At 73.3% G+C, this 20170-nt stretch carries 17 protein-coding genes and 1 rRNA gene; 16 read left to right on the top strand and 2 right to left on the bottom strand.

Annotated elements, in window-relative coordinates:
* Together rrf and ACQ1X7_RS19585 are read left to right on the top strand one after the other, a co-directional pair.
* Nucleotides 1-77, top strand: a 5S ribosomal RNA gene (gene rrf, locus ACQ1X7_RS19590); the annotation flags it as partial.
* Between the two features lie 194 nt (nt 78-271).
* The gene (locus tag ACQ1X7_RS19585; protein WP_432479922.1) at nt 272-622 is read left to right on the top strand and encodes a single-stranded DNA-binding protein; all 351 of its coding nucleotides are present in this window, start codon (nt 272-274) and stop codon (nt 620-622) included.
* On the opposite strand, the gene ACQ1X7_RS19580 is transcribed toward ACQ1X7_RS19585, so the two are convergent.
* The gene (locus ACQ1X7_RS19580) at nt 597-1715 is read right to left on the bottom strand and encodes a DUF1015 family protein (RefSeq protein WP_432479921.1); all 1119 of its coding nucleotides are present in this window, start codon (nt 1713-1715) and stop codon (nt 597-599) included. The two genes, ACQ1X7_RS19585 and ACQ1X7_RS19580, sit on opposite strands and share 26 nt — an antisense overlap.
* A gap of 50 nt (nt 1716-1765) precedes the next feature.
* Here ACQ1X7_RS19580 and ACQ1X7_RS19575 point away from each other — a divergent pair, with 50 nt between their 5' ends.
* Genes ACQ1X7_RS19575 through ACQ1X7_RS19540 form a run of 8 tightly spaced genes read left to right on the top strand, consistent with a single transcriptional unit; the run spans nt 1766 to nt 10212 of the window.
* Nucleotides 1766-2776 (top strand): HAD-IIA family hydrolase, encoded by a 1011-nt coding sequence (locus ACQ1X7_RS19575; RefSeq protein ID WP_432479920.1) that lies wholly within the window; start codon nt 1766-1768, stop codon nt 2774-2776.
* Nucleotides 2777-2786: 10 nt separating this feature from the next.
* Nucleotides 2787-2957: a hypothetical protein gene (locus ACQ1X7_RS19570; RefSeq protein WP_432479919.1), complete on the top strand. Its 171-nt coding sequence runs from the start codon at nt 2787-2789 to the stop codon at nt 2955-2957.
* Nucleotides 2958-2963: 6 nt separating this feature from the next.
* Nucleotides 2964-3800, top strand: coding sequence for a TlyA family RNA methyltransferase (locus ACQ1X7_RS19565; RefSeq protein ID WP_432479918.1), 837 nt, complete (start codon nt 2964-2966; stop codon nt 3798-3800).
* Nucleotides 3797-4738, top strand: a complete 942-nt coding sequence (locus ACQ1X7_RS19560) for an NAD kinase (protein WP_432479917.1) — start codon at nt 3797-3799, stop codon at nt 4736-4738. The genes ACQ1X7_RS19565 and ACQ1X7_RS19560 overlap by 4 nt, the downstream gene beginning before the upstream one ends.
* Nucleotides 4731-6425: a DNA repair protein RecN gene (recN, locus tag ACQ1X7_RS19555; RefSeq protein WP_432479916.1), complete on the top strand. Its 1695-nt coding sequence runs from the start codon at nt 4731-4733 to the stop codon at nt 6423-6425. Before ACQ1X7_RS19560 ends, recN begins: the two co-directional genes overlap by 8 nt.
* Nucleotides 6426-6482: 57 nt before the next feature.
* Nucleotides 6483-7652, top strand: coding sequence for a putative cytokinetic ring protein SteA (steA, locus tag ACQ1X7_RS19550; RefSeq protein WP_432479915.1), 1170 nt, complete (start codon nt 6483-6485; stop codon nt 7650-7652).
* The gene (locus ACQ1X7_RS19545; protein WP_432479923.1) at nt 7649-8497 is read left to right on the top strand and encodes a copper transporter; all 849 of its coding nucleotides are present in this window, start codon (nt 7649-7651) and stop codon (nt 8495-8497) included. Before steA ends, ACQ1X7_RS19545 begins: the two co-directional genes overlap by 4 nt.
* A gap of 11 nt (nt 8498-8508) precedes the next feature.
* Nucleotides 8509-10212 (top strand): CTP synthase, encoded by a 1704-nt coding sequence (locus tag ACQ1X7_RS19540; RefSeq protein ID WP_432479914.1) that lies wholly within the window; start codon nt 8509-8511, stop codon nt 10210-10212.
* A 15-nt stretch (nt 10213-10227) separates the two neighbouring features.
* On the opposite strand, the gene pepN is transcribed toward ACQ1X7_RS19540, so the two are convergent.
* Nucleotides 10228-12672: an aminopeptidase N gene (gene pepN / locus ACQ1X7_RS19535; protein ID WP_432479913.1), complete on the bottom strand. Its 2445-nt coding sequence runs from the start codon at nt 12670-12672 to the stop codon at nt 10228-10230.
* A 23-nt stretch (nt 12673-12695) separates the two neighbouring features.
* Between pepN and ACQ1X7_RS19530 the strand changes: the two genes are divergently transcribed.
* The 6 genes from ACQ1X7_RS19530 to ACQ1X7_RS19505 all read left to right on the top strand — a co-directional run bounded on the left by ACQ1X7_RS19530 (nt 12696) and on the right by ACQ1X7_RS19505 (nt 20162).
* Nucleotides 12696-13313 (top strand): NUDIX domain-containing protein, encoded by a 618-nt coding sequence (locus ACQ1X7_RS19530; protein WP_432479912.1) that lies wholly within the window; start codon nt 12696-12698, stop codon nt 13311-13313.
* 77 nt (nt 13314-13390) lie between these two features.
* Entirely contained in the window at nt 13391-14506 is a 1116-nt protein-coding gene (gene ald / locus ACQ1X7_RS19525; RefSeq protein WP_432479911.1) for an alanine dehydrogenase, read from the top strand.
* The gene (gene xerD / locus ACQ1X7_RS19520; RefSeq protein ID WP_432479910.1) at nt 14499-15437 is read left to right on the top strand and encodes a site-specific tyrosine recombinase XerD; all 939 of its coding nucleotides are present in this window, start codon (nt 14499-14501) and stop codon (nt 15435-15437) included. The genes ald and xerD overlap by 8 nt, the downstream gene beginning before the upstream one ends.
* 1 nt (nt 15438) lies before the next feature.
* Complete coding sequence (locus tag ACQ1X7_RS19515; RefSeq protein WP_432479909.1) at nt 15439-18015, top strand: DEAD/DEAH box helicase; 2577 nt, start codon at nt 15439-15441, stop codon at nt 18013-18015.
* Between the two features lie 140 nt (nt 18016-18155).
* Nucleotides 18156-19241 carry a sugar ABC transporter substrate-binding protein gene (locus tag ACQ1X7_RS19510; protein ID WP_432479908.1) on the top strand — a complete coding sequence of 362 codons (1086 nt, stop codon included), beginning with the start codon at nt 18156-18158 and terminating at the stop codon, nt 19239-19241.
* Between the two features lie 111 nt (nt 19242-19352).
* Nucleotides 19353-20162, top strand: a complete 810-nt coding sequence (locus tag ACQ1X7_RS19505) for an ATP-binding cassette domain-containing protein (protein ID WP_432479907.1) — start codon at nt 19353-19355, stop codon at nt 20160-20162.
* The last annotated feature ends 8 nt before the right edge of the window (nt 20163-20170 follow it).

The following is a 20170-nucleotide window of genomic DNA, read 5'->3' as shown; positions in this document are numbered from 1 at the left end:
CGAACCCGGAAGTTAAGCCGATCAGCGCCGATGGTACTGCAACCGACAGGCTGTGGGAGAGTAGGACGCCGCCGGACATCCTTTTCCGAGGGCCACCCCGACACCGGGGTGGCCCTCGAGGCATTTCCGGGCCCGTTCTGGCGACGAACGACCCGTGCGTGCGCCAGCTCCCGTCCACAGGAACGCCTGACGAGGCGTCGTCCCCAGGGCCGGCCACGGTCGCGCCCCGACGTCCTCGCGGACCCCGAGGCTGGGGGCGGAGGTGATCGAGATGGACAAGGTGGAGGAGAGCCCGGCCAGGCCCGCCAACGAGGTGCGGCTCGACGGGCGGGTCTCGGGGGAGCCCGAGGAGCGCGAGCTGCCCAGCGGCGACCGGATGTGGTCCTTCCGCATCGTCGTCCCGCGGGAGTCCCCGCGAGGACGGCAGACGGTCGACGTCGTCGACTGCGCCGCCTGGGACGGCCGCACCCGGCGGTCGGTGTCCCGCTGGCGCGACGGCGACCAGGTCGAGGTGGCCGGTGCGCTGCGGCGTCGCTTCTTCCGGAGCGGGGGAGCGACCGTGTCCCGGGTGGAGGTGGAGGTCCGGACGGCGAGGCTCATCCGTCGTGCAGCGAGCGCATGAGCACCCCGATCCCCGGCTTGGGCTGGAACGAGGTGGCCTTCTCGGGCAGCAGGCGGTGGTGGGAGACGATCTGCTCGACCAGGTCGAAGTCGGGTGCCGGCATCAGCACGGCGACCCCGCCGCGCGGCAGGCGGCGCAGGGTCTCCTCGGCGGTGTGGTGGTAGGCGAGCCGCCTCTTGCGGCCTCGCAGACGCGGCACCACCTCCTCGTGCAACGCCTCGACCGCGGCCCGCCCCGGGGGGAGCCTGAGCTCGAGGCGCGCCCAGGCGGCCCCGTCGGTCGCCACGAGGGTGCTCGGGCCGAGCGCGCTCATCGCGTCGGCCTCGCTCGTGGAGGCGAACGAGGCCACCCCCTCCACCGCCAGGGCCAGGTCCTCCAGCGACGTCCGGGCGAAGGTGCGGTGGATGGCGCCGAGGAACAACGGTGTGTCGTCCTGGTCGACGAGCATCGCCAGCCCGCGGTCCGCGGCGGTGCCGGGGTGGGTGCGCTGCAGCTGCAGGTAGGCGGCGTAGCGGTGGTGGCCGTCGGCCAGCAGGGTCCGGCACTCCGCCAGGTGCTGGGCCACGGTCCTGAGCAGGTCGCTGTCCCGGATCGCCCAGACCCGGTTCCAGCGCTGCCCGCGGTCAATGAACTCGGCCCACGGCTCGCCGGACACCACGTCGTGGACGACGGCCCGGACCTCGGCCGGTCCTCGGTGGACGAGCAGGATCGGTGCCGGGTTCAGGTCCATCTGCTCCATCCGGCCTGCGAGCTCGACGCTCTGCCGCGGCTCGACCGCCTCGTGCGGCAGCACGACCCGGGCCTCGGGGTCCGACGTGTGGTGGCTGACCTCCAGGGCGCCCACCAGGCCACGGACGGTGAGTCCGTCGACCGTGTACTCGTGGAGGTACAGGCCCGGCGTGTCGTCGTGGCGCAGGTGTCCCTGCTTCTCCCACCGCTGCAGGCGCTCGGTGACGTCGCGGTACGGTCGCGCGAACGCCCGGGCCGAAGCGGGGTCGCCGACCCGGCGAGGCGAGAGCATGAGGGCCCGGAAGGTGCTCAGCCGTAGCGGTCCGGCGACGCCGAGCGAGGGGTCGGTGGCGCCGGGGTCCATCAGAGCATCGTAGGGTGCCGGGTGCCCTCGAGGGGACGGGAGGTGGGCGCGTGCTCGAGTCGTCCGAGCGGCCCCTCGTGGAGGCCTACGACCTGGTGATGCTCGACCTCGACGGGGTCGTCTACGTCGGGGACCACGCGGTCCCGGGCGCCCCCGAGCACCTCGCGCGGGTCCGGGGGAGCGGGGTGCACGTGGCCTACGTGACCAACAACGCGTCGCGGCCCCCGGCGGTATTCGCCGACAAGCTGACCCGCCTCGGGGTCGACGCGGACGCCTCGGACGTCGTGACCTCGGCCCAGGCAGCCGCCCACGTGCTCCTCGACCGGTTCGGGACGGGTGCGGCCGTGGCCGTGCTGGGCGCCGACGGGCTCCGCGAGGCACTCCGCGAGGCCGGCCTCCGGCCGACCGCCGTGGACGAGGAGGCCGACGCCGTCGTCACCGGTTACGGGCCCGACGTCCTCTGGCACGAGGTGATGCGGGCAGCGTCGCGGATCCGCGAGGGCCTGCCCTGGGTCGCCAGCAACACCGACCTGACCCTGCCCACCCCCGACGGAGTGGCCCCCGGACACGGCGCCCTGGTCCGGCTGCTCGCCGACTTCTCCGGCGTCACCCCCGAGATCGCCGGCAAGCCGGCCCGTCCGCTGCTGGCCGAGACGATCCGGCGCGTGGGCGGGTCCCACCCGCTGATGGTCGGCGACCGGCTCGACACCGACATCGAGGGCGGCCGCCGGGCCGAGGTCGACACGCTGCTGGTGCTCACCGGGGTGACCGGCCTCGACGACCTCGTCGCCGCCGAGCCGGCCCTGCGACCGACGTTCCTCGCCGCCGACCTGGGCGGGCTGCTCGAGACGCACGGGGCGCCGGTGCGGGACGGTGCGGGGTGGACCGCCGGCGGCTGGTCCGCGCACGTCGTTGACGGCCGGGTCGCGGTCGATGGCGACGGGACCGGTGAGGACTGGTGGCGCGCCGTGGCGGCAGCGGCCTGGCAGCACCTCGACGCCACGGGAACGCCTGTGGACACCGCCGGTCTGCTGCCGCCCCCGGCGCCCCCGGGACGGTAGCCTCGACGCTATGAGCCTGACCGAGCACGAGACCCCTGAGCCCGTCCGCACCGGCGTCCCCGATGTCGACGCGGTCCTCGACTCGGTGGAGGCGCTCGACGACCGGCCCGTGGCGGAGCACCCCGCAGTGTTCGAGGGCGCACACGAGCAGCTGCGGCGCTCCCTCGACGGCACCGACTGACCGGCTGTGCCGCGGCGGCAGCGCCTGGACGCCGAGCTGGTCCGGCGTGGACTCGCCAGGTCGCGCGACCACGCCGCGGAGCTGGTCCTCGCCGGCCGGGTGACCGTCTCCGGGGCCGCGGCGACCAAGCCCGCCACCGGCGTCACGACCGACGCCGCGATCGTCGTCCGGGACGACCCCTCGCGGCCCGACTACGTGTCCCGTGGTGGGCACAAGCTCGCCGGCGCCCTCGACGCGTTCGCCGGTGCGGGACTCGACGTGGCCGAGCGCAGGTGCCTCGACGCCGGCGCGTCGACGGGTGGCTTCACCGACGTGCTGCTGCGTCGGGGGGCACGCGAGGTGGTGGCGGTTGACGTCGGCTACGGCCAGCTCGCCTGGTCACTGCGGCAGGACCCGCGGGTCGCGGTGCACGACCGCACCAACATCCGCGAGCTCACTCCGCAGCTCGTAGGCGACCCGGTGGACGTCGTGGTGGGTGACCTGTCGTTCATCTCCCTCGTCCTCGTCCTCGACCCGATCATCTCCGTGACCGACCCCGGCGGTGACCTGGTGCTGATGGTCAAGCCGCAGTTCGAGGTCGGCAAGGACCGCGTCGGCAAGGGGGGTGTCGTCCGCGACCCGGCGCTCCGGGCCGCGGCGGTCGCCGCCGTCGCCGACGCCGCCCGCGAGCGTGGCTGGGGGGCCGTGGGGGTGACGCCCAGCCCGCTGCCGGGTCCGTCGGGCAACGTGGAGTTCTTCCTCTGGCTGCGCCGAGGGCCGGCCGCCGTCACCGACGCGGAGCGCGACGCGGTGGTGCGGGCCGGGACCGGACCGTCGGCTCCGGGTGAGAAGGTGGGCCCGTGAGCCCCGACCCCCGGCGTGTGCTGCTGGTCTCCCACACCGCACGTCACGACGCGCGCGAGATCTCGCGCGCTCTCGTCGCGCGCCTGCACGACCACGGCATCGTGGTCCGGATGCTCGCCGAGGAGGCCGCCGACATCGGGCTCGAGGGTGGGTCGCCCCTGCTCGAGCTGGTGGGCGCGACGACCGAGGCGGGCCGCGACTGCGAGCTGGTGGTGGTGGTCGGCGGCGACGGCTCGATCCTCCGGGCCGCCGAGCTGGCGCACGCCGATGGCGCCCCCGTGCTGGGCGTCAACATCGGGCACGTCGGCTTCCTGGCCGAGGCCGAGGTCGAGGACGTCGACGCCACCATCGAGGCGATCGCCGGCCGTCACTACACCACCGACGAGCGGCTCACCCTCGACGTGACCGTGCTCCGCGACGGTGAGGTGGTGGCCCGCACCTTTGCCGTCAACGAGGCCAGCGTCGAGAAGGCCGCCCGCGAGCGGATGCTCGAGGTCGTCCTCGAGATCGACGGCCGGCCGCTGTCCCGGTGGGGCTGCGACGGTGTGGTCTGTGCGACCCCCACCGGGTCCACCGCCTACAACTTCTCGGCCGGGGGCCCCGTCGTGTGGCCCGAGGTCGACGCGCTGTGCGTCGTGCCGCTGAGTGCCCACGCGCTGTTCGCCCGTCCGCTGGTGGTGGCACCGACCTCCGTCGTGGCCGTCGAGGTGCTCTCGCAGAGCGACCGCCCCGGCGTGCTGTGGTGCGACGGGCGACGGACCGTCGACCTGCCGCCGGGGGCCCGGATCGAAGTACGCCGAGGCGCACGGCCGATGCGCCTGGTGCGGCTCCACGAGGCACCGTTCACCGATCGGCTGGTGGCCAAGTTCGGCCTGTCGGTCGAGGGCTGGCGGGGCGCGGCCGAGCGGCGACGCCCACCCGGGGTCGACCGTGCTTGAGGAGATCCGCATCGAGCAGCTCGGCGTCATCGACTCCTCGACGCTCGAGCTCGGCCCCGGGCTCACCGTCATCACCGGTGAGACCGGCGCCGGCAAGACCATGGTCGTGACCGCCCTCGGGCTGCTGCTCGGCGGGCGCGCCGACAGCGGCGCGGTCCGCACCGGCGCCCGCACCGCCCGCGTCGAGGGCACGGTGCGGGTCGACGCGCTGCCCGGCGTCGCGGACGAGGTCGACGACGTCGGGGGCGAGGTCGAGGACGACCGGGTGGTCCTCGGACGGACCGTCAGCGCCGAGGGGCGCTCCCGCGCCTTCGCCGGCGGCGCGTCCCTGCCGATCAGCCGGCTGGCCGACCTCACCGAGCCGCTCGTCGCCGTCCACGGCCAGTCCGACCAGCACCGGCTGCTGCGTCCCGCCGCCCAGCTCGGCGCGCTCGACCGGTTCGCCGGGGCTCCGGTCGTCGACCTCCTGACCCGCTACCGCGACCTGCACGCCGAGCTCCGGGCCACCGAGCACGAGCTCGACGACGTCACCACCCACGCCCGGGACCGGGCCCGCGAGGCCGACCTGCTGCGGTTCGGCCTCGACGAGGTCACCCAGGTCGCGCCCCAGCCCGGCGAGGACGTCGAGCTCGCCGCGGAGGAGGCCCGGCTCGGCCACGCCGACTCGCTGCGGGTGGCCGCGGAGGGTGCCCGCGAGGCGCTGTCCAGCGAGCTGGACCGTCCTGACGCGCTCGGCGCGGTGGCCGCCGCCCGCACCGCCCTGGAGGGGGTCCGCGAGCACGACCCCCAGGCGGCGGGGCTGGCCGACCGGGTCGCCGAGCTGTCCTACGTCCTGGCGGACCTCGCGGCCGACGTCGCGTCGTACGCGTCGGCCCTCGAGACCGACCCGGCGCGGCTGGCAGCGGTGTCCGAGCGCCGGGCCGCGCTGGTCGCCCTCACCCGCAAGTACGGCGAGACGATCGACGAGGTGCTGGCCTGGCAGGAGCACTCGGCGGGGCGGCTGCTCGAGCTCGACGGCACCGACGAGCGGGTCGAGGAGCTGCGCGCGGCGCGCGACCGGCTGGAGTCCGAGCTGACCGCCGTCGCCGACGAGCTGTCGTCGGGGCGGGAGGAGGCGGCGGCGCGCCTCGGCGACGAGGTCACCGCCGAGCTCGCGGACCTCGCCATGCCCCACGCCCGGGTCGAGGTCGTGGTGACCCGGCGGGAGCGGTTCGGGCAGTCCGGCCGCGACGAGGTCGACTTCCGGCTCGCGGCCAACGTCGGCGGCGAGGCCCGGCCGCTCGCGAAGGGCGCGTCGGGTGGCGAGCTGTCGCGGGTGATGCTCGCCCTCGAGGTGGCGCTGGCCGGGACCGGCCCGGCGCCGACGTTCGTGTTCGACGAGGTCGACGCCGGGGTGGGGGGCGCCGCGGCCGTCGAGGTGGGCCGGCGCCTGGCCCGACTCGCGCACTCGTCCCAGGTCCTCGTGGTCACCCACCTGCCCCAGGTCGCGGCGTACGCCGACCGCCACGTCGTGGTCGCGAAGACCGACGACGGCACCGTCACCAGCTCCGGGCTGACGGTGCTCGACGACACCGGCCGCGAGCGTGAGCTGTCGCGGATGATGGCCGGGATGAGCGAGTCCGACAACGCCCTCGCCCACGCCCGCGAGCTGCTCGAGACGGCCCTTCCGGCACGCGCCTGCGGCTGACGCGCCGAAGCGTCACGGATGCGTCTCGCGCCCGTGCCCGGCTGACACCATGGGGCGGTGCCCGTCCGCAACAAGACCTCCGCGCAGCCCGGGCTCACCGGGACCGTGCGCGTCGACCGCCGTACCAAGGTGTTGCTTCCCCGGCTGCGGCCGGGCGACATCGCGGTCATCGACCACCTCGACCTCGACCGGGCGACCGCCCAGGCGCTCCTGGACGCCCGGGTCGCGGCCGTCCTGAACGTCTCGCCCTTCCTGTCCGGGCGCTACCCGGCCCTGGGCCCGGCCCTGCTGGCCCAAGGCGGCGTCCTCATGGTCGACCGCCTCGAGGGGCTCCAGCACGTGACCGACGGCTCCCGGGTCCGCGTCCACGACGAGATGGTGTACGTCGACAACAAGCCGGTCGCCCTCGGGCGCGAGGTCGGCGCCGACCTCCTCGACCAGGAGATGACCCAGGCCCGCAGCGGCCTGGCCACCCAGCTCGAGACGTTCACCCACAACAGCACCGAGTTCCTGCGCCGCGAGGAGGCGCTGCTCCTCCACGGCGAGGGCCTGCCGTCCGGGGGCGCGCGGCTCGCCGGCCGGCCCGCGGTGATCGTCGTAGAGGGCCAGGAGCACCGCTCCGAGCTCCGCAGGATCGGTGCGTTCGTCCGGGAGCGGCGCCCCGTCCTGATCGGGGTCGACCGCGGGGCCGACGTGCTGCACGAGGCCGGCCTCGCCCCGCACGTCGTGGTCCTCGAGAACAGCGGCGGTGAGCTGCCGTCGGCTGCGACCCTGCGCGCCGCCCGCGACGTGGTGGTCCGCGTCGACCGGGGCGACCGCCGGCCCCTCGAGCACCTCGAGCGGCTCGGGCTGCGTCCGGTGCGGGTCGAGACCTCCGCCACCTCCGAGGACATCGCCCTGCTGCTCGCCGACGACGGCGACGCGTCGGTGATCGTCGGCGTGGGGATGCACGCCACCCTCGACGAGTTCCTGGACCGCCAGCGCGCGGGTCTCGCCAGCACCTACCTGACCCGGCTCAAGGTCGGGCAGCGGCTGGTCGACGCGACGGCCGTGCCGGTGCTCTACTCCGGTCGGCTCCGTCCACGACACCTGTTCCTGGCCCTGCTGGTCGGCCTGCTCGCGCTCACGGTCGCGCTGGCGACGACACCGGTCGGCCAGGAGTGGCTGGCCCAGGCGTGGGCCTGGTTCGAGTCGCTGCGCTCCCAGGTGGCCGGGTGGCTGTCATGACCCTCGTACGCCGTCACCTGGTGGCGGCCGTGTTGCTCGTGCTCGCGCTCGCCACCGGCATCGCGCTGGGAGCGGGACCGCTCAGCCGCGAGACCCTGGTCCCGGCCCGCGCAGAGCCGCGTCAGGCTCCCCAGCCCACCGAGGAGTCGGCCGACGAGCTGGCCGAGGCCGTGGCCCCCACCGTCACCCGCGACCAGCTGTCCGGACGCGTTTTCACCGTCGTCAGCACCCCCGGTGCCGACGAGGCGGACGTCGAGGCGCTGGTCGAGGCGGCCGAGCAGGCCGGGGGCGACATCACGAACCGCTGGCAGATCGGGACCTCGCTGGTCTCCGCGAGCGAGACCGCGCTCGTCGACACCCTGGGCGAGCAGATGCTCGAGCAGCTCGGCAGCGAGGTCGCCGACGCCGACGCGCCGCCGTACGAACGGATGGGCCAGCTGCTGGGAGCCGCGGTCGCCACCCGGGACGAACGAGCCCAGGTCGTCGGCGACGACGCGACCACGATCCGGCAGAGCCTGGACGCCGCGTCGCTGCTCACCACGAGTGGCGAGCAGCCCAAGACGGCACCCCTGGTGCTGGTGGTGCTCGGCGACGACGTCGAGGACGCGGTCGTCGAGGGGCTCACGGCGGGCCTGGCCCAGCGCGCCCGCCGGGTCGTCGTCACCGCCGACGAGCGTCCCGGTGACCTGCAGGCCCTCGAGGAGGCCGGCGTGGTCTCCACGGTCGACGGGGCCGACGGCGCGGCGGGTCGGATGGCCGCCGTTCTCGCCCTCGCCGCCCCGGTCGAGGATCCGCCGGGTTCCTACGGAGCGTCGGGATCCGACGGAGCGGCCCCCCTCGGGTAGGATCGAAGCCCGTGAAGCATGCGACGCCGGTCAAGCACGTGTTCGTCACCGGAGGCGTCGCCTCCTCCCTCGGCAAGGGGCTCACGGCCTCCAGCCTCGGCAACCTGTTGAAGGCGCGCGGGTTGCGGGTGACCATGCAGAAGCTGGACCCCTACCTCAACGTCGACCCCGGCACCATGAACCCGTTCCAGCACGGCGAGGTGTTCGTGACCGATGACGGGGCCGAGACCGACCTCGACATCGGGCACTACGAGCGGTTCCTCGACACCGACCTGTCCCAGATCGCCAACGTGACGACCGGCCAGGTCTACTCCAGCGTGATCGCCAAGGAGCGACGCGGCGACTACCTCGGAGACACCGTCCAGGTGATCCCCCACATCACCAACGAGATCAAGGACCGGATCCTCGCGATGGGACGTGGCCAGGGCGAGGCGGCGGTCGACGTCGTGATCACCGAGATCGGCGGCACCGTCGGTGACATCGAGTCGCTGCCCTTCCTGGAGGCCGCCCGACAGACCCGCCACGAGATCGGCCGTGACAACTGCTTCTTCATCCACGTCTCGCTGGTCCCCTTCATCGGCCCCTCGGGCGAGCTGAAGACCAAGCCCACCCAGCACTCCGTCGCGGCCCTGCGCTCGATCGGCATCCAGCCCGACGCGATCGTCTGCCGCTCCGACCGGGAGCTCCCCGTCGGGATCAAGCGGAAGATCTCGCTGATGTGCGACGTCGACGACGAGGCGGTGGTCACCGCGGCCGACGCTCCGTCGATCTACGACATCCCCAAGGTGCTCCACCGCGAGGGGCTGGACGCCTACCTCGTACGCCGGCTCGACCTGCCCTTCCGGGACGTCGACTGGACCGACTGGGACGACCTGCTGCGTCGGGTGCACCACCCCGCCGAGGAGGTGACCGTCGGCCTGGTCGGCAAGTACGTCGACCTGCCCGACGCCTATCTCTCGGTGGCCGAGGCCCTGCGCGCGGGCGGGTTCGCCCACGAGGCCAGGGTCCACCTGCGCTGGATCGCTTCCGACGAGTGCGCGACGGCGAGCGGAGCCGCCCGCCAGCTCGCCGAGGTCGACGCCGTGTGCGTCCCCGGCGGGTTCGGCATCCGCGGCATCGAGGGCAAGCTCGGCGCGCTCACCTACGCGCGCAGCCACGGCATCCCCACCCTCGGGCTGTGCCTGGGCCTGCAGTGCATGGTCATCGAGTACGCCCGCAACGTCGCCGGCCTGGAGAAGGCCGGGTCCTCCGAGTTCGACCCAGACGGCCCCGAACCGGTCATCGCGACGATGGAGGAGCAGAAGTCCTACGTCGAGGGCGCCGGCGACCTGGGTGGCACGATGCGGCTGGGGCTGTACCCGGCGGCCCTCGCCGAGGGCAGCCTGGTGCAGGAGGCGTACGGCGCGGCCACCATCCAGGAGCGGCACCGCCACCGCTACGAGGTCAACAACGACTACCGTGACCAGCTCGCCGAGGCCGGGCTGGTGTTCTCCGGCACGAACCCCGACCTCGGGCTGGTCGAGTTCGTCGAGCTGCCGCGCGACGTGCACCCCTACTACGTGGCGACCCAGGCCCACCCAGAGCTCCGCTCGCGCCCGACCCGGCCGCACCCGCTGTTCGCCGGGCTGATCGGCGCCGCGATCGAGCGGCAGCGGGCCGAGCGGTTCCCGATCGACGAGACCGGGCTCCGGCGCCAGGACCTCGACGAGGACTGAGCGTGCCGTCCTGGGCTACAGCGCCCGGGCGGCCAGGATCCGGGAGAGCGTGAACGAGCCCGCCCGCAGGGTGTTGCGGGCGTACGCGCCGAGCGACTGATCGGCGGCGAGGGCCTGCGCGCCCTCGAGGAAGGTCTCGTCACCCGTGCCGTAGGGGAACATGGCCCGGATCACCAGCCCTTGGTGGAGCAGGCCGCCGGTCAGGCGTGGCAGCTCCTCGAGGTAGCGCCGGGTGTACGGCCGCAGCAGGTCGGCCTGGGTGGGCCGCCAGAAGGTGGCGCCGAGGTCGAGGGTGTCTCGTCCCGCCGGGACCGTGTGGTGGACGAACACCGCGTCCCAGACCTGCTCCTTGGCGTCGGTGTCGGGGGCGGCGGCCAGGGCCCGGAGGCGCTTCACGTGGGCCTCGGGGTCGCGGTCCTGGTCGAGCAGGCGCTGCACCGCGCGGTCGTCGTAGCCGGAGAGCTCCGAGCGACGCGTGGTCGCCCGCCACGCCAGGTCGAGGTCGTCGGCCTCGGCGACCGCCTTGTCGAGCACCTCCCAGTGCTCGTCGGTGGTCGCGGTGGCGGCCAGGGTGCGCAGGGCCGGCTGCCGGTGCTCGGCCACGCCGGCCAGCACCACCGCACTGTCGGCCAGCGACTCCATCAGCCCGGGGGAGTCGGTCGGGGACGCCCACCGGTCCGAGATGGTCAGGGCCACGCTGAGGAACGGCTCGACGAGGGAGGGGTTGCGCTCGGTCCGGAGCGCCCGGATCACCGCGCGGCCGCCCTCGCGCGGAGCCAGCTCGCCGAGCAGCAGCAGCTGGTTGACGGTCGCGACGACCAGGGCACGCGAGAGCGGCTCGGGCAGCTGGCCGAGCCGGTCGAGCATGGTGCGCAGCGAGGCCTCGTCGGGACGCACCGCGGCGAAGGTGGTGTCGCCGGCGTTGACCAGGTGCAGGTCGGCGACCGGCAGGTCGACAGGCGTCACCGGCTCGGACAGGAGCACGTCGGCCGACGCCACCGGCAGCAACGCCTCGCCGTCGGCGGCGTAGCTCGCCACGCTCAGCCGGTGGGGCCGCGGCGGCTGGTCGTCGGGGGACTCTGCGTGGATCGTGCCGTCGACCAGCCGCAGCGTGTCGGTGCCGGCCCGGTCCAGCCACGCGGCGGTCCACCCGGTCAGGTCGGTACCGGCGGCGGCGCCGAACGCGGACATCAGGTCGTCGAGGCGGGTGTTGCCCCACGCGTGGTCGCGGAAGTAGGCCCTGAGCCCGGCGACGAAGGCGTCCTCGCCGAGGTAGGCCATCAGCTGGTGGAGCACGCTCTGGCCCTTGACGTAGGTGATCGCGTCGAAGTTGGCGGTCGCGTGGTCGACGTCGGGGACCTCGGCCCGGATCGGGTGGCGGGCCGGGCCCATGTCCAGCTCGTAGGCGGCGCGCTTGGCGATCGCCAGGAAGCCCGCCCACTGGTCGACGTACTCGGTGGCGCGCGAGAGGGCCCAGTTGGAGGCCCAGGACGCGAAGGCCTCGTTGAGCCACAGGTCGTCCCACCAGCGCATCGTCACCAGGTCGCCGAACCACATGTGCGCCATCTCGTGGAGCACGAACTCGGCCAGCAGGGCCCGCTGCGCGTGGCTGGGCGGCGTCCGGGAGAGCTGGGCGTCGCCGTAGGTGACGCAGCCCCAGTTCTCCATCGCGCCGCCGAGGTCGGGGACGAAGACCTGGTCGTAGCGCTGCTGGGGGAAGGGCGCCCCGAACCGCTCGCCGAAGAACGCGAGACCCTGCCGGGTGATGGTCACCAGGTCGTCGAGGTCCCGCTCGAGCGCGTGGACCAGCGACTGCCGGCAGTAGAAGCCGAGGTCGTAGCCGTCGTGCTGCTGCCGCACCTCGTGGAACGGCCCGGCGTTCACCACGACGACGTACGTCGAGAGCCGCGGGGTGTCGGGGAAGGCCCAGGTGCGGGTGCCCTCGGGGGCGGGGGTCACCGACTCGGGACCGGTGTTGGACGTGACCGTCCACGACTCGGGGGCGCGGACGACGAACCGGTGCGGCGCCTTGAGGTCGGGCTGGTCGAAGCAGGCCCACACCCGGCGTGCCTCGTCGGGCTCGAAGCTGGTCCAGACGTAGACCAGGCCGTCGCTGGCGTCCACCGTCCGCTGCACGCCGTTGGAGCTGGCCGTGTCGGACTGGGCGCTGGCCACCACCAGCACGTTCTCGGCCTGCAGGTCACGGAGCGGCAGCCGGCCGCGGCTCGCGTCGGCGGGATCGAGCGCCACGCCGTTGAGCTCGGCCCGCTCGACGTCGGCGACGCAGTCGACGAAGGTCGACGCTCCCGGCTCGGCGCAGGTGAAGGTGACCGTGGACACCGCGCGCAGGGTGTCGCCCTCCAGCAGCCCGGTCAGGTCGACGTCGAGGTCGTAGCGCGTCACCTCGAGCAGCCGGGACCGCTCCTCGGCCTCGGCGCGGGTCAGGCTGGCGACGTCCATGCCGTCACCGTAGCGTCCGGGTCATGGACGCACCTGAGGGTCGGACGCTGCAGGACCGGGTCGAGGCCTGGCCGGTGGACAGCAGCGAGGACCTGTACCGCGACGACTGGGTCCTGGCGCTGCGCGCCGACCGGGTACGCCGCCCCGACGACCCGGACGGCGAGAGCTTCCGGCGGCTGGTCCTCGAGCACCCCGGCGCGGTGATCGTGCTCGCGGTCGACGACGACGGGCAGGTCTGCCTGCTCCGCCAGTACCGCCACCCCGCCCGCCGCCAGTTCGTCGAGCTGCCCGCCGGACTGTGCGACGTGGAGGGGGAGGAGCCGGAGCTGACGGCCCGGCGCGAGCTGCGCGAGGAGGTGGCCCTGGAGGCCGAGGAGTGGACGCACCTGGGATCGTTCCACTCCTCGCCGGGCATCTCCGAGGAGGTGATGCACTTCTACCTCGCCCAGGGGCTGCGGGAGGTGGACCGCGGCGACTTCACCCCGGTGCACGAGGAGGCGGAGATGGAGGTGTTCCGCGCGCCGTTCCGCGACCTCGTCGAGGCCGTGCTCGACGGACGCGTGGCCGACGCACCGGTCGCGCTCGCGACGCTGCTGGTCGTCGGGAGGGCGCTCCACGACGGCGGACCCGCCGCGGAGTAGTCTCGGCTGCCGTCGCCACCGACGTGGCGCAGGTCACGGACCGCAGGGTCTGACCACGACAGACGAGGAGTGCGAAGGTGAAGGTCGGCGTCCCCAAGGAAGTCAAGAACCACGAGTACCGGGTGGCCCTCACGCCGGTGGGTGTCCACGAGCTCACCCAGCACGGCCACCAGGTGGTCGTGGAGAAGAACGCGGGACTCGGCTCGCAGATCCCCGACGACGAGTACGTCGCCGCCGGGGCCACCATCATCGACTCCGCCGATGGGGTGTGGGGGGAGTCCGAGACGGTCCTGAAGGTCAAGGAGCCGATCGCGGAGGAGTACCACCGGATGCACGAGGGGCTGACCCTCTTCACCTACCTGCACCTGGCCGCCGACAAGCCGCTCACCCAGGAGCTGCTCGACCGCAAGGTGACCGCGATCGCCTACGAGACCGTGCAGCTGCCCTCGGGCGGGCTGCCGCTGCTCTACCCGATGTCGGAGGTGGCCGGCTGCCTGGCGCCCCAGGTCGGGGCCCACGCCATGCTCAAGGCCCAGGGCGGCCGCGGCGTGCTGATGGGCGGCGTCGGCGGGGTCGCCAACGCCAAGGTGGTGATCATCGGCGCCGGTGTCTCCGGCCAGAACGCCGCCAACATCGCCCTCGGCATGGGCGCCGACGTGACCCTGCTCGACACCGACCTCGACAAGCTGCGGATGTCCTTCTGGCGCTACAACAACCGGGTCCACGGCCTGGCGTCGTCCAAGCTGGCCATCCAGCAGCAGGTGATGGAGGCCGACATGGTGATCGGCGCGGTGCTGATCCCCGGTGCGGCGGCGCCCAAGCTGGTCAGCAACGAGCTGGTCTCGCAGATGAAGCCGGGCTCGGTGCTGGTCGACATCGCGGTCGACCAGGGCGGCTGCTTCGAGGACACCCGGGCGACCACGCACGCCGACCCGACCTACCCGGTGCACGACTCGATCTTCTACTGCGTCGCGAACATGCCGGGTGCGGTGCCCAACACCTCGACGTACGCGCTCACCAACGCGACGCTGCCCTACGTCGTCGCGGTGACCGACAAGGGCTGGCAGCAGGCGTGTCGCGACGACCGCAGCCTGGCGCTCGGCCTGAACACCCACGCCGGCCAGCTCACCAACGGGCCGGTCGGCGAGGCCGTCGGCGTCCAGGCCGTCCCGCTGGAGGACGCGCTTGCCTGACGGGGCGCCCGACGGGCTGGCCCGGGCGGTCCGGACCTACCTCGACCACCTGTCGGTGGAGCGGGGACTGGCGGACAACACGATGTCGTCGTACCGCCGCGACCTGCGCCGCTACCTCGCGTTCCTGCGGGAGCGCGGCGTCGCCGCCCTGGACGAGGTGACCGAGCAGGTGGTGGCCGACTTCCTGGTCCGGCTGCGCGAGGGGGACGCCGACCACCCGGCGCTCTCGGCCACCTCGGCAGCCCGGACGGTGGTCGCGGTCCGAGGCTTCCACAAGTTCGCGGTGCGGGACGGTCTGGCCACGGCCGACCCCGCCGCGGCGGTCAAGCCGCCCTCGCCGGCGAAGCGGCTGCCCAAGGCGCTCCCGCTCGCCGACGTGGAGGCGATCCTGGAGGCGGCCGGCGCGGCCGGCACCACCCTGGCCCTGCGCGACCGGGCGCTGCTCGAGCTGCTCTACGGCACCGGGGCCCGCATCTCGGAGGCGGTCGGGCTCGACGTCGACGACCTCGACCTCGTCGACGGGACGGTGCTGCTGCGGGGCAAGGGGTCCAAGGAGCGGCTGGTGCCGTTGGGCTCGTACGCCGCGGAGGCCGTCGACGGCTACCTGGTCCGCGCCCGACCCGAGCTGGCGACCGGCACGACACCCGCCGGCGCGCTGTTCCTCAACTCCCGCGGGGGCCGGCTCACCCGGCAGAGCGCGTGGGCGGTCCTGGTCAAGGCGGCCGAGCGCGCCGGCGTGACCCGGGACGTCTCGCCCCACACCCTGCGCCACTCGTTCGCGACCCACCTGCTCGACGGTGGCGCCGACGTGCGCGTGGTGCAGGAGCTGCTCGGCCACGCATCGGTCACCACGACGCAGGTCTACACGCTGGTCACCGTCGACAACCTGCGCGAGGTGTTCGCCACCGCCCATCCCCGGGCCCGGGACTGACGTGGCGACCCGCCTGAGCGTGCCCGGTCACGGGCCGGACGCGGCGTACGACGCGTTCGCGGCGTGGGTGGGGGAGCAGGGGCTCGACCTCTACCCGCACCAGGAGGACGCGGTGCTCGAGCTGCTCGCCGGCAACCACGTCGTGCTGGCCACCCCGACCGGCTCCGGCAAGTCCCTCGTCGCGGTCGCCGGAATCCTGGCCATGCGCGCGGAGCGCGGAGCCAGCACGGAGGGCGGAGCCCGCCGGGCGGGCTTCTACACCGCTCCCATCAAGGCGCTGGTCAACGAGAAGTTCTTCGCGCTCTGCGAGATCTTCGGCGCCGACGACGTCGGGCTGCTCACCGGGGACGCCTCGGTCAACCCGGACGCCCCGATCATCTGCTGCACCGCCGAGGTGCTCGCCAACATCGCGCTGCGCGAGGGGCAGGCGGCCGACGTCGGGCTGGTGGTCATGGACGAGTTCCACTTCTACGCCGAGCCGAGCCGCGGGTGGGCCTGGCAGGTCCCGCTCCTGGAGCTCCCTCGCGCCCAGTTCCTCCTGATGTCGGCCACCCTCGGCGACGTGACCGCGCTCACCGAGGACCTCTCCCGGCGGACCGGCCGCGACACCGCCGTGGTCGACGACGCGGTGCGCCCGGTCCCGCTGAGCTTCACCTGGTCGACCGAGCCGCTCGCGGAGACCCTCGAGGAGCTCGTGGAGACCGGCCAGGCCCCGGTCTACGTCGTCCACTTCACGCAGGCCGACGCCGTGGAGCACGCGGCCTCGCTGCTGCGGACCGCCGGGCTGGCCAAGCGCGCCGACAAGGAGGCGATCTCGGAGCGCACGGCCGGCGTCCGGTTCGGGGCCGGGTTCGGCAAGACCCTGCACAAGCTGCTGCGTGCGGGGATTGGCGTCCACCACGCCGGGATGCTGCCGAAGTACCGGCGGGTCGTCGAGCAGCTCGCGCAGGCGGGGCTGCTGACCGTGGTGTGCGGCACCGACACCCTCGGGGTCGGCATCAACGTCCCGATCCGCACGGTGCTGTTCAGCGGGCTCGCCAAGTTCGACGGCCACCGGCAGCGGGTCCTGAAGGTGCGGGAGTTCCAGCAGATCGCCGGGCGGGCCGGGCGTGCGGGCTTCGACAGCGCCGGCTACGTCGTGGTCCAGGCACCCGAGCACGTGATCGACAACGAGAAGGCCAGGAAGAAGGCGGCTGCCAGCAGCAACAAGAGGTCCAAGGCGCAGCTCCGGAAGCCGCCGCCCGGCACCGTGGTCTGGAACGAGCAGACCTACGACAAGCTGGTCGCGGGCGTGCCCGAGCAGCTGGAGAGCCGGATGAAGGTGGACAACGGGATGCTGGTGAACGTCCTGGCCCGCGAGGAGGACGCCTTCCCCGTCGTACGGCGGCTGCTGACCGACAACCACGAGGACCGGCGGCAGCAGCTGCGCCTGGCTCGCCGGGCGGTGCGGCTGACCCGGGCGCTGGTGCGCGCCGGGACGGTGACCCGGCTCCCGGAGCCCGACGAGCACGGGCGGCGCTACGTCCTGACCGTCGACCTGCCGCCCGACTTCGCGCTGCACCAGCCGCTGTCGCTGTTCGCGCTGGCCGCTCTCGACGTGCTCGACCCCGAGGCGCCGACGTACGCGCTCGACGTGGTGTCGGTGGTGGAGGCGGTGCTCGAAGGGCCGCGGCAGGTCCTGTTCGCGCAGCGGCACGCGGCCCGGGGGGAGCTGATCGCGGAGCTCAAGGCGGACGGCGTCGACTACGACGACCGGATGGCGCTGATCGAGGACGTCAGCTGGCCCCAACCGCTCGCCGACCTGCTGGAGCCCCTGTTCGAGACCTACCGCGAGACCCATCCCTGGCTCCCCGAGGACGCCCTGGAGCCCAAGTCGGTGCTGCGCGAGATGTGGGAATCCGGCCTCGGCTTCACCGACTTCGTGGCCCGCTACCAGCTCGCCCGCTCCGAGGGGCTGGTGCTGCGCTACCTGACCGACGCCTACCGTGCGCTGCGGCAGACCGTTCCGGAGCGGCACCGGCCGCCCGAGGTCGACGACATCGTCGAGTGGCTGGGGGAGACCGTGCGGCAGACCGACTCCTCGCTGCTCGACGAGTGGGAGTCGCTGGCCGACCCGGACCACGCACGAGCCGACGTCGTGGAGCACGCGCCGCCGCCCCCGCCGCGACCCCTGTCGCAGCAGCGGGCGTTCGAGGTGATGGTCCGCAACGCGATGTTCGCGCGGGTGCTCCTGTGCGCCCGCGACGACCCCGCCGGCCTGGAGCGGCTGGAGCGCGAGGCAGCGGACCGGCTCGACCCCCCGGGCGGGGTCGGGATGAGCCGGGCCGACTGGGACACCGCGCTGGAGGCCTACTACGCCGAGCACGACGTCATCGGCACCGACGCGGACGCGCGGGGCCCCGACCACTTCCAGGTGACGCCGGAGACCGTGGACGGGCGCCGTACCTGGCAGGTGCAGCAGAGCCTGGCCGACCCCGCCGGGCACCACGACTGGGTCATCGACGCCGAGGTCGACCTCGAAGCCTCCGACGCGATCGGCGAGGCCGTGGTCACGGTGCGCGCCCTGCGACTTCGATAACGATCTGGTCAAGGCGCCCGGGATCACCCGTCCCGGGTCTGGACGTGACGGCCGTCACTCCATATGTTGGCGCGAACAACAAACGCGGATCGTCGTCGTCACCGTGACCGACGGCCGCGGCAGCGCTAGGAGGGGTTCGCGTGAAGCGGAAGACCAGCATCGTCATCGCGGGCGTCACCGGGCTCGCCCTGTCACTGGCAGGGTGCGGCGACTCGGGCGGTTCGACGGCTGACGACAGCAGCAGCGGCGGTGACGAGGGCATGATCGGCGTGATCCTGCCCGACACCAAGTCCTCGGTCCGCTGGGAGTCCGCGGACCGCCCGGCCCTCGAGGCCGCGTTCGAGGAGGCGGGGGTGGAGTACTCCATCCAGAACGCCGAGGGCAGCGCCGACACGATGACCCAGATCGCCGACAGCATGCTGGCGGAGGGCGTCACGGTGCTGGCCATCGTCAACCTCGACTCCGAGTCCGGTGCGGCCATCCAGGAGAAGGCCGCCTCGCAGGGCGTCGCCACCATCGACTACGACCGGCTCACCCTCGGTGGCTCGGCCGAGTACTACGTGTCGTTCGACAACACCAAGGTCGGCGAGCTCCAGGGCCAGGGCCTGGCCGACTGCCTGGGCGACACCGAGGCCAACCTGATCTACGTCAACGGTTCGCCCACCGACAACAACGCCACCCTGTTCTCCGACGGCGCACACAGCGTGCTCGACGAGATCCCGACGTACAAGGCGGTCGGCGAGCAGGCGGTGCCCGACTGGGACCCCGACCAGGCGGTCACCATCTTCGAGCAGCTCTACACGCGCGCCGACGGTGACGTGCAGGGCGTCTACGCCGCCAACGACGGCCTCGCCGGTGCGGTCATCTCCATCCTGGAGAAGAACAAGGTCAACGGCGAGGTGCCGGTGACCGGGCAGGACGCCACCGTGGAGGGCCTGCAGAACATCCTGGCCGGTGACCAGTGCATGACCGTCTACAAGTCGGCCACCCAGGAGGCCGGTGCGCTCGCCGATGCCGCGATCGCGCTGGTCAACGGCGAGGAGGCCGAGACCAACGGCACCACCGAGGACTCCGAGGGCGGACGTGACGTGCCCTCGATCCTGCTCGACCCGGTGTCGATCACCAAGGACAACGTCCAGGACGTCATCGACGACGGCGGCCAGAAGGTCGAGGACGTGTGCGCCGGCGAGTTCGCCGACCTCTGCACCGAGGCCGGCATCTCCTGAACGGCCCGCCGCCCGGACCGCGCTGCGGTCCGGGCGGCCCCGTTTGTTCTGCCAGACAACGAAATCGAGGGCGGCCCGCCCGCTGACCATCCGTGAGAGAGGCACACCGCCATGACCGACGCAGCCCCAGCGGCAGCCGTGCCGGACGGCCCCGCGCCCCTGCTCGAGCTGAAGGGCCTCAACAAGAGCTTCGGCGTGGTCCACGTGCTCCACGACGTCGACTTCGCGGTCTACCCGGGCCAGGTGACCGCGCTGGTCGGCGACAACGGCGCCGGGAAGTCCACGCTGGTGAAGGTGATCGCGGGCATCTACGGCCGCGACAGCGGCTCCTACCTGTTCGACGGTGAGGAGGTCCACGTCAGTGGTCCGCGCGACGTGGCGGCGCTCGGCATCGAGGTGGTCTACCAGGACCTCGCGCTGTGCGACAACCTCGACATCGTCCAGAACATGTTCCTCGGCCGCGAGGAGAAGGCGCGGCTCGCGCTCGACGAGGCGACCATGGAGGCCCGCGCACGCGACACCCTCGGTTCCCTCTCCGTGCGCACCGTCACCTCGGTACGGCAGAGCGTCGCCAGCCTCTCCGGCGGCCAGCGCCAGACCGTGGCGATTGCGAAGGCGGTGCTCTGGAACAGCCGGATCGTGCTGCTCGACGAGCCGACGGCCGCGCTGGGCGTGGCCCAGACCCGCCAGGTGCTCGATCTCGTCCGGCGTCTGGCCGACCGTGGCCTGGGCGTCGTCCTGATCTCCCACAACATGACCGACGTGTTCGAGGTGGCCGACCGGATCACCGCGCTCTACCTCGGCCGCGTCGCCGCCGACGTCCCCGCCGCGGACGTCACCCACAGCCAGGTCGTGGAGCTGATCACGGCCGGTCGCTCGGGCGACCTCGGCATCGCGGACCCTGCCACTGCGACGGTCTGAGGACACTG

This window comes from Nocardioides sp. GXQ0305 (genome assembly GCF_050880345.1).
GTDB lineage: Bacteria > Actinomycetota > Actinomycetes > Propionibacteriales > Nocardioidaceae > Nocardioides.
The sequence above is the reverse complement of the archived record's forward strand: the minus strand, read 5'-3'. Positions and strand labels throughout refer to the sequence as shown.

What these genes read in the sequence shown, in the direction of transcription:
- ACQ1X7_RS19580 (WP_432479921.1), bottom strand. Translation starts at nt 1,715, where the DNA reads ATGGACCCCGGCGCCACCGACCCCTCGCTCGGCGTCGCCGGACCGCTA.
- ACQ1X7_RS19530 (WP_432479912.1), top strand. Translation starts at nt 12,696, where the DNA reads ATGGACGCACCTGAGGGTCGGACGCTGCAGGACCGGGTCGAGGCCTGG.
- pepN (WP_432479913.1), bottom strand. Translation starts at nt 12,672, where the DNA reads ATGGACGTCGCCAGCCTGACCCGCGCCGAGGCCGAGGAGCGGTCCCGG.
- ACQ1X7_RS19585 (WP_432479922.1), top strand. Translation starts at nt 272, where the DNA reads ATGGACAAGGTGGAGGAGAGCCCGGCCAGGCCCGCCAACGAGGTGCGG.
- ACQ1X7_RS19545 (WP_432479923.1), top strand. Translation starts at nt 7,649, where the DNA reads ATGACCCTCGTACGCCGTCACCTGGTGGCGGCCGTGTTGCTCGTGCTC.
- ACQ1X7_RS19505 (WP_432479907.1), top strand. Translation starts at nt 19,353, where the DNA reads ATGACCGACGCAGCCCCAGCGGCAGCCGTGCCGGACGGCCCCGCGCCC.
- ACQ1X7_RS19570 (WP_432479919.1), top strand. Translation starts at nt 2,787, where the DNA reads ATGAGCCTGACCGAGCACGAGACCCCTGAGCCCGTCCGCACCGGCGTC.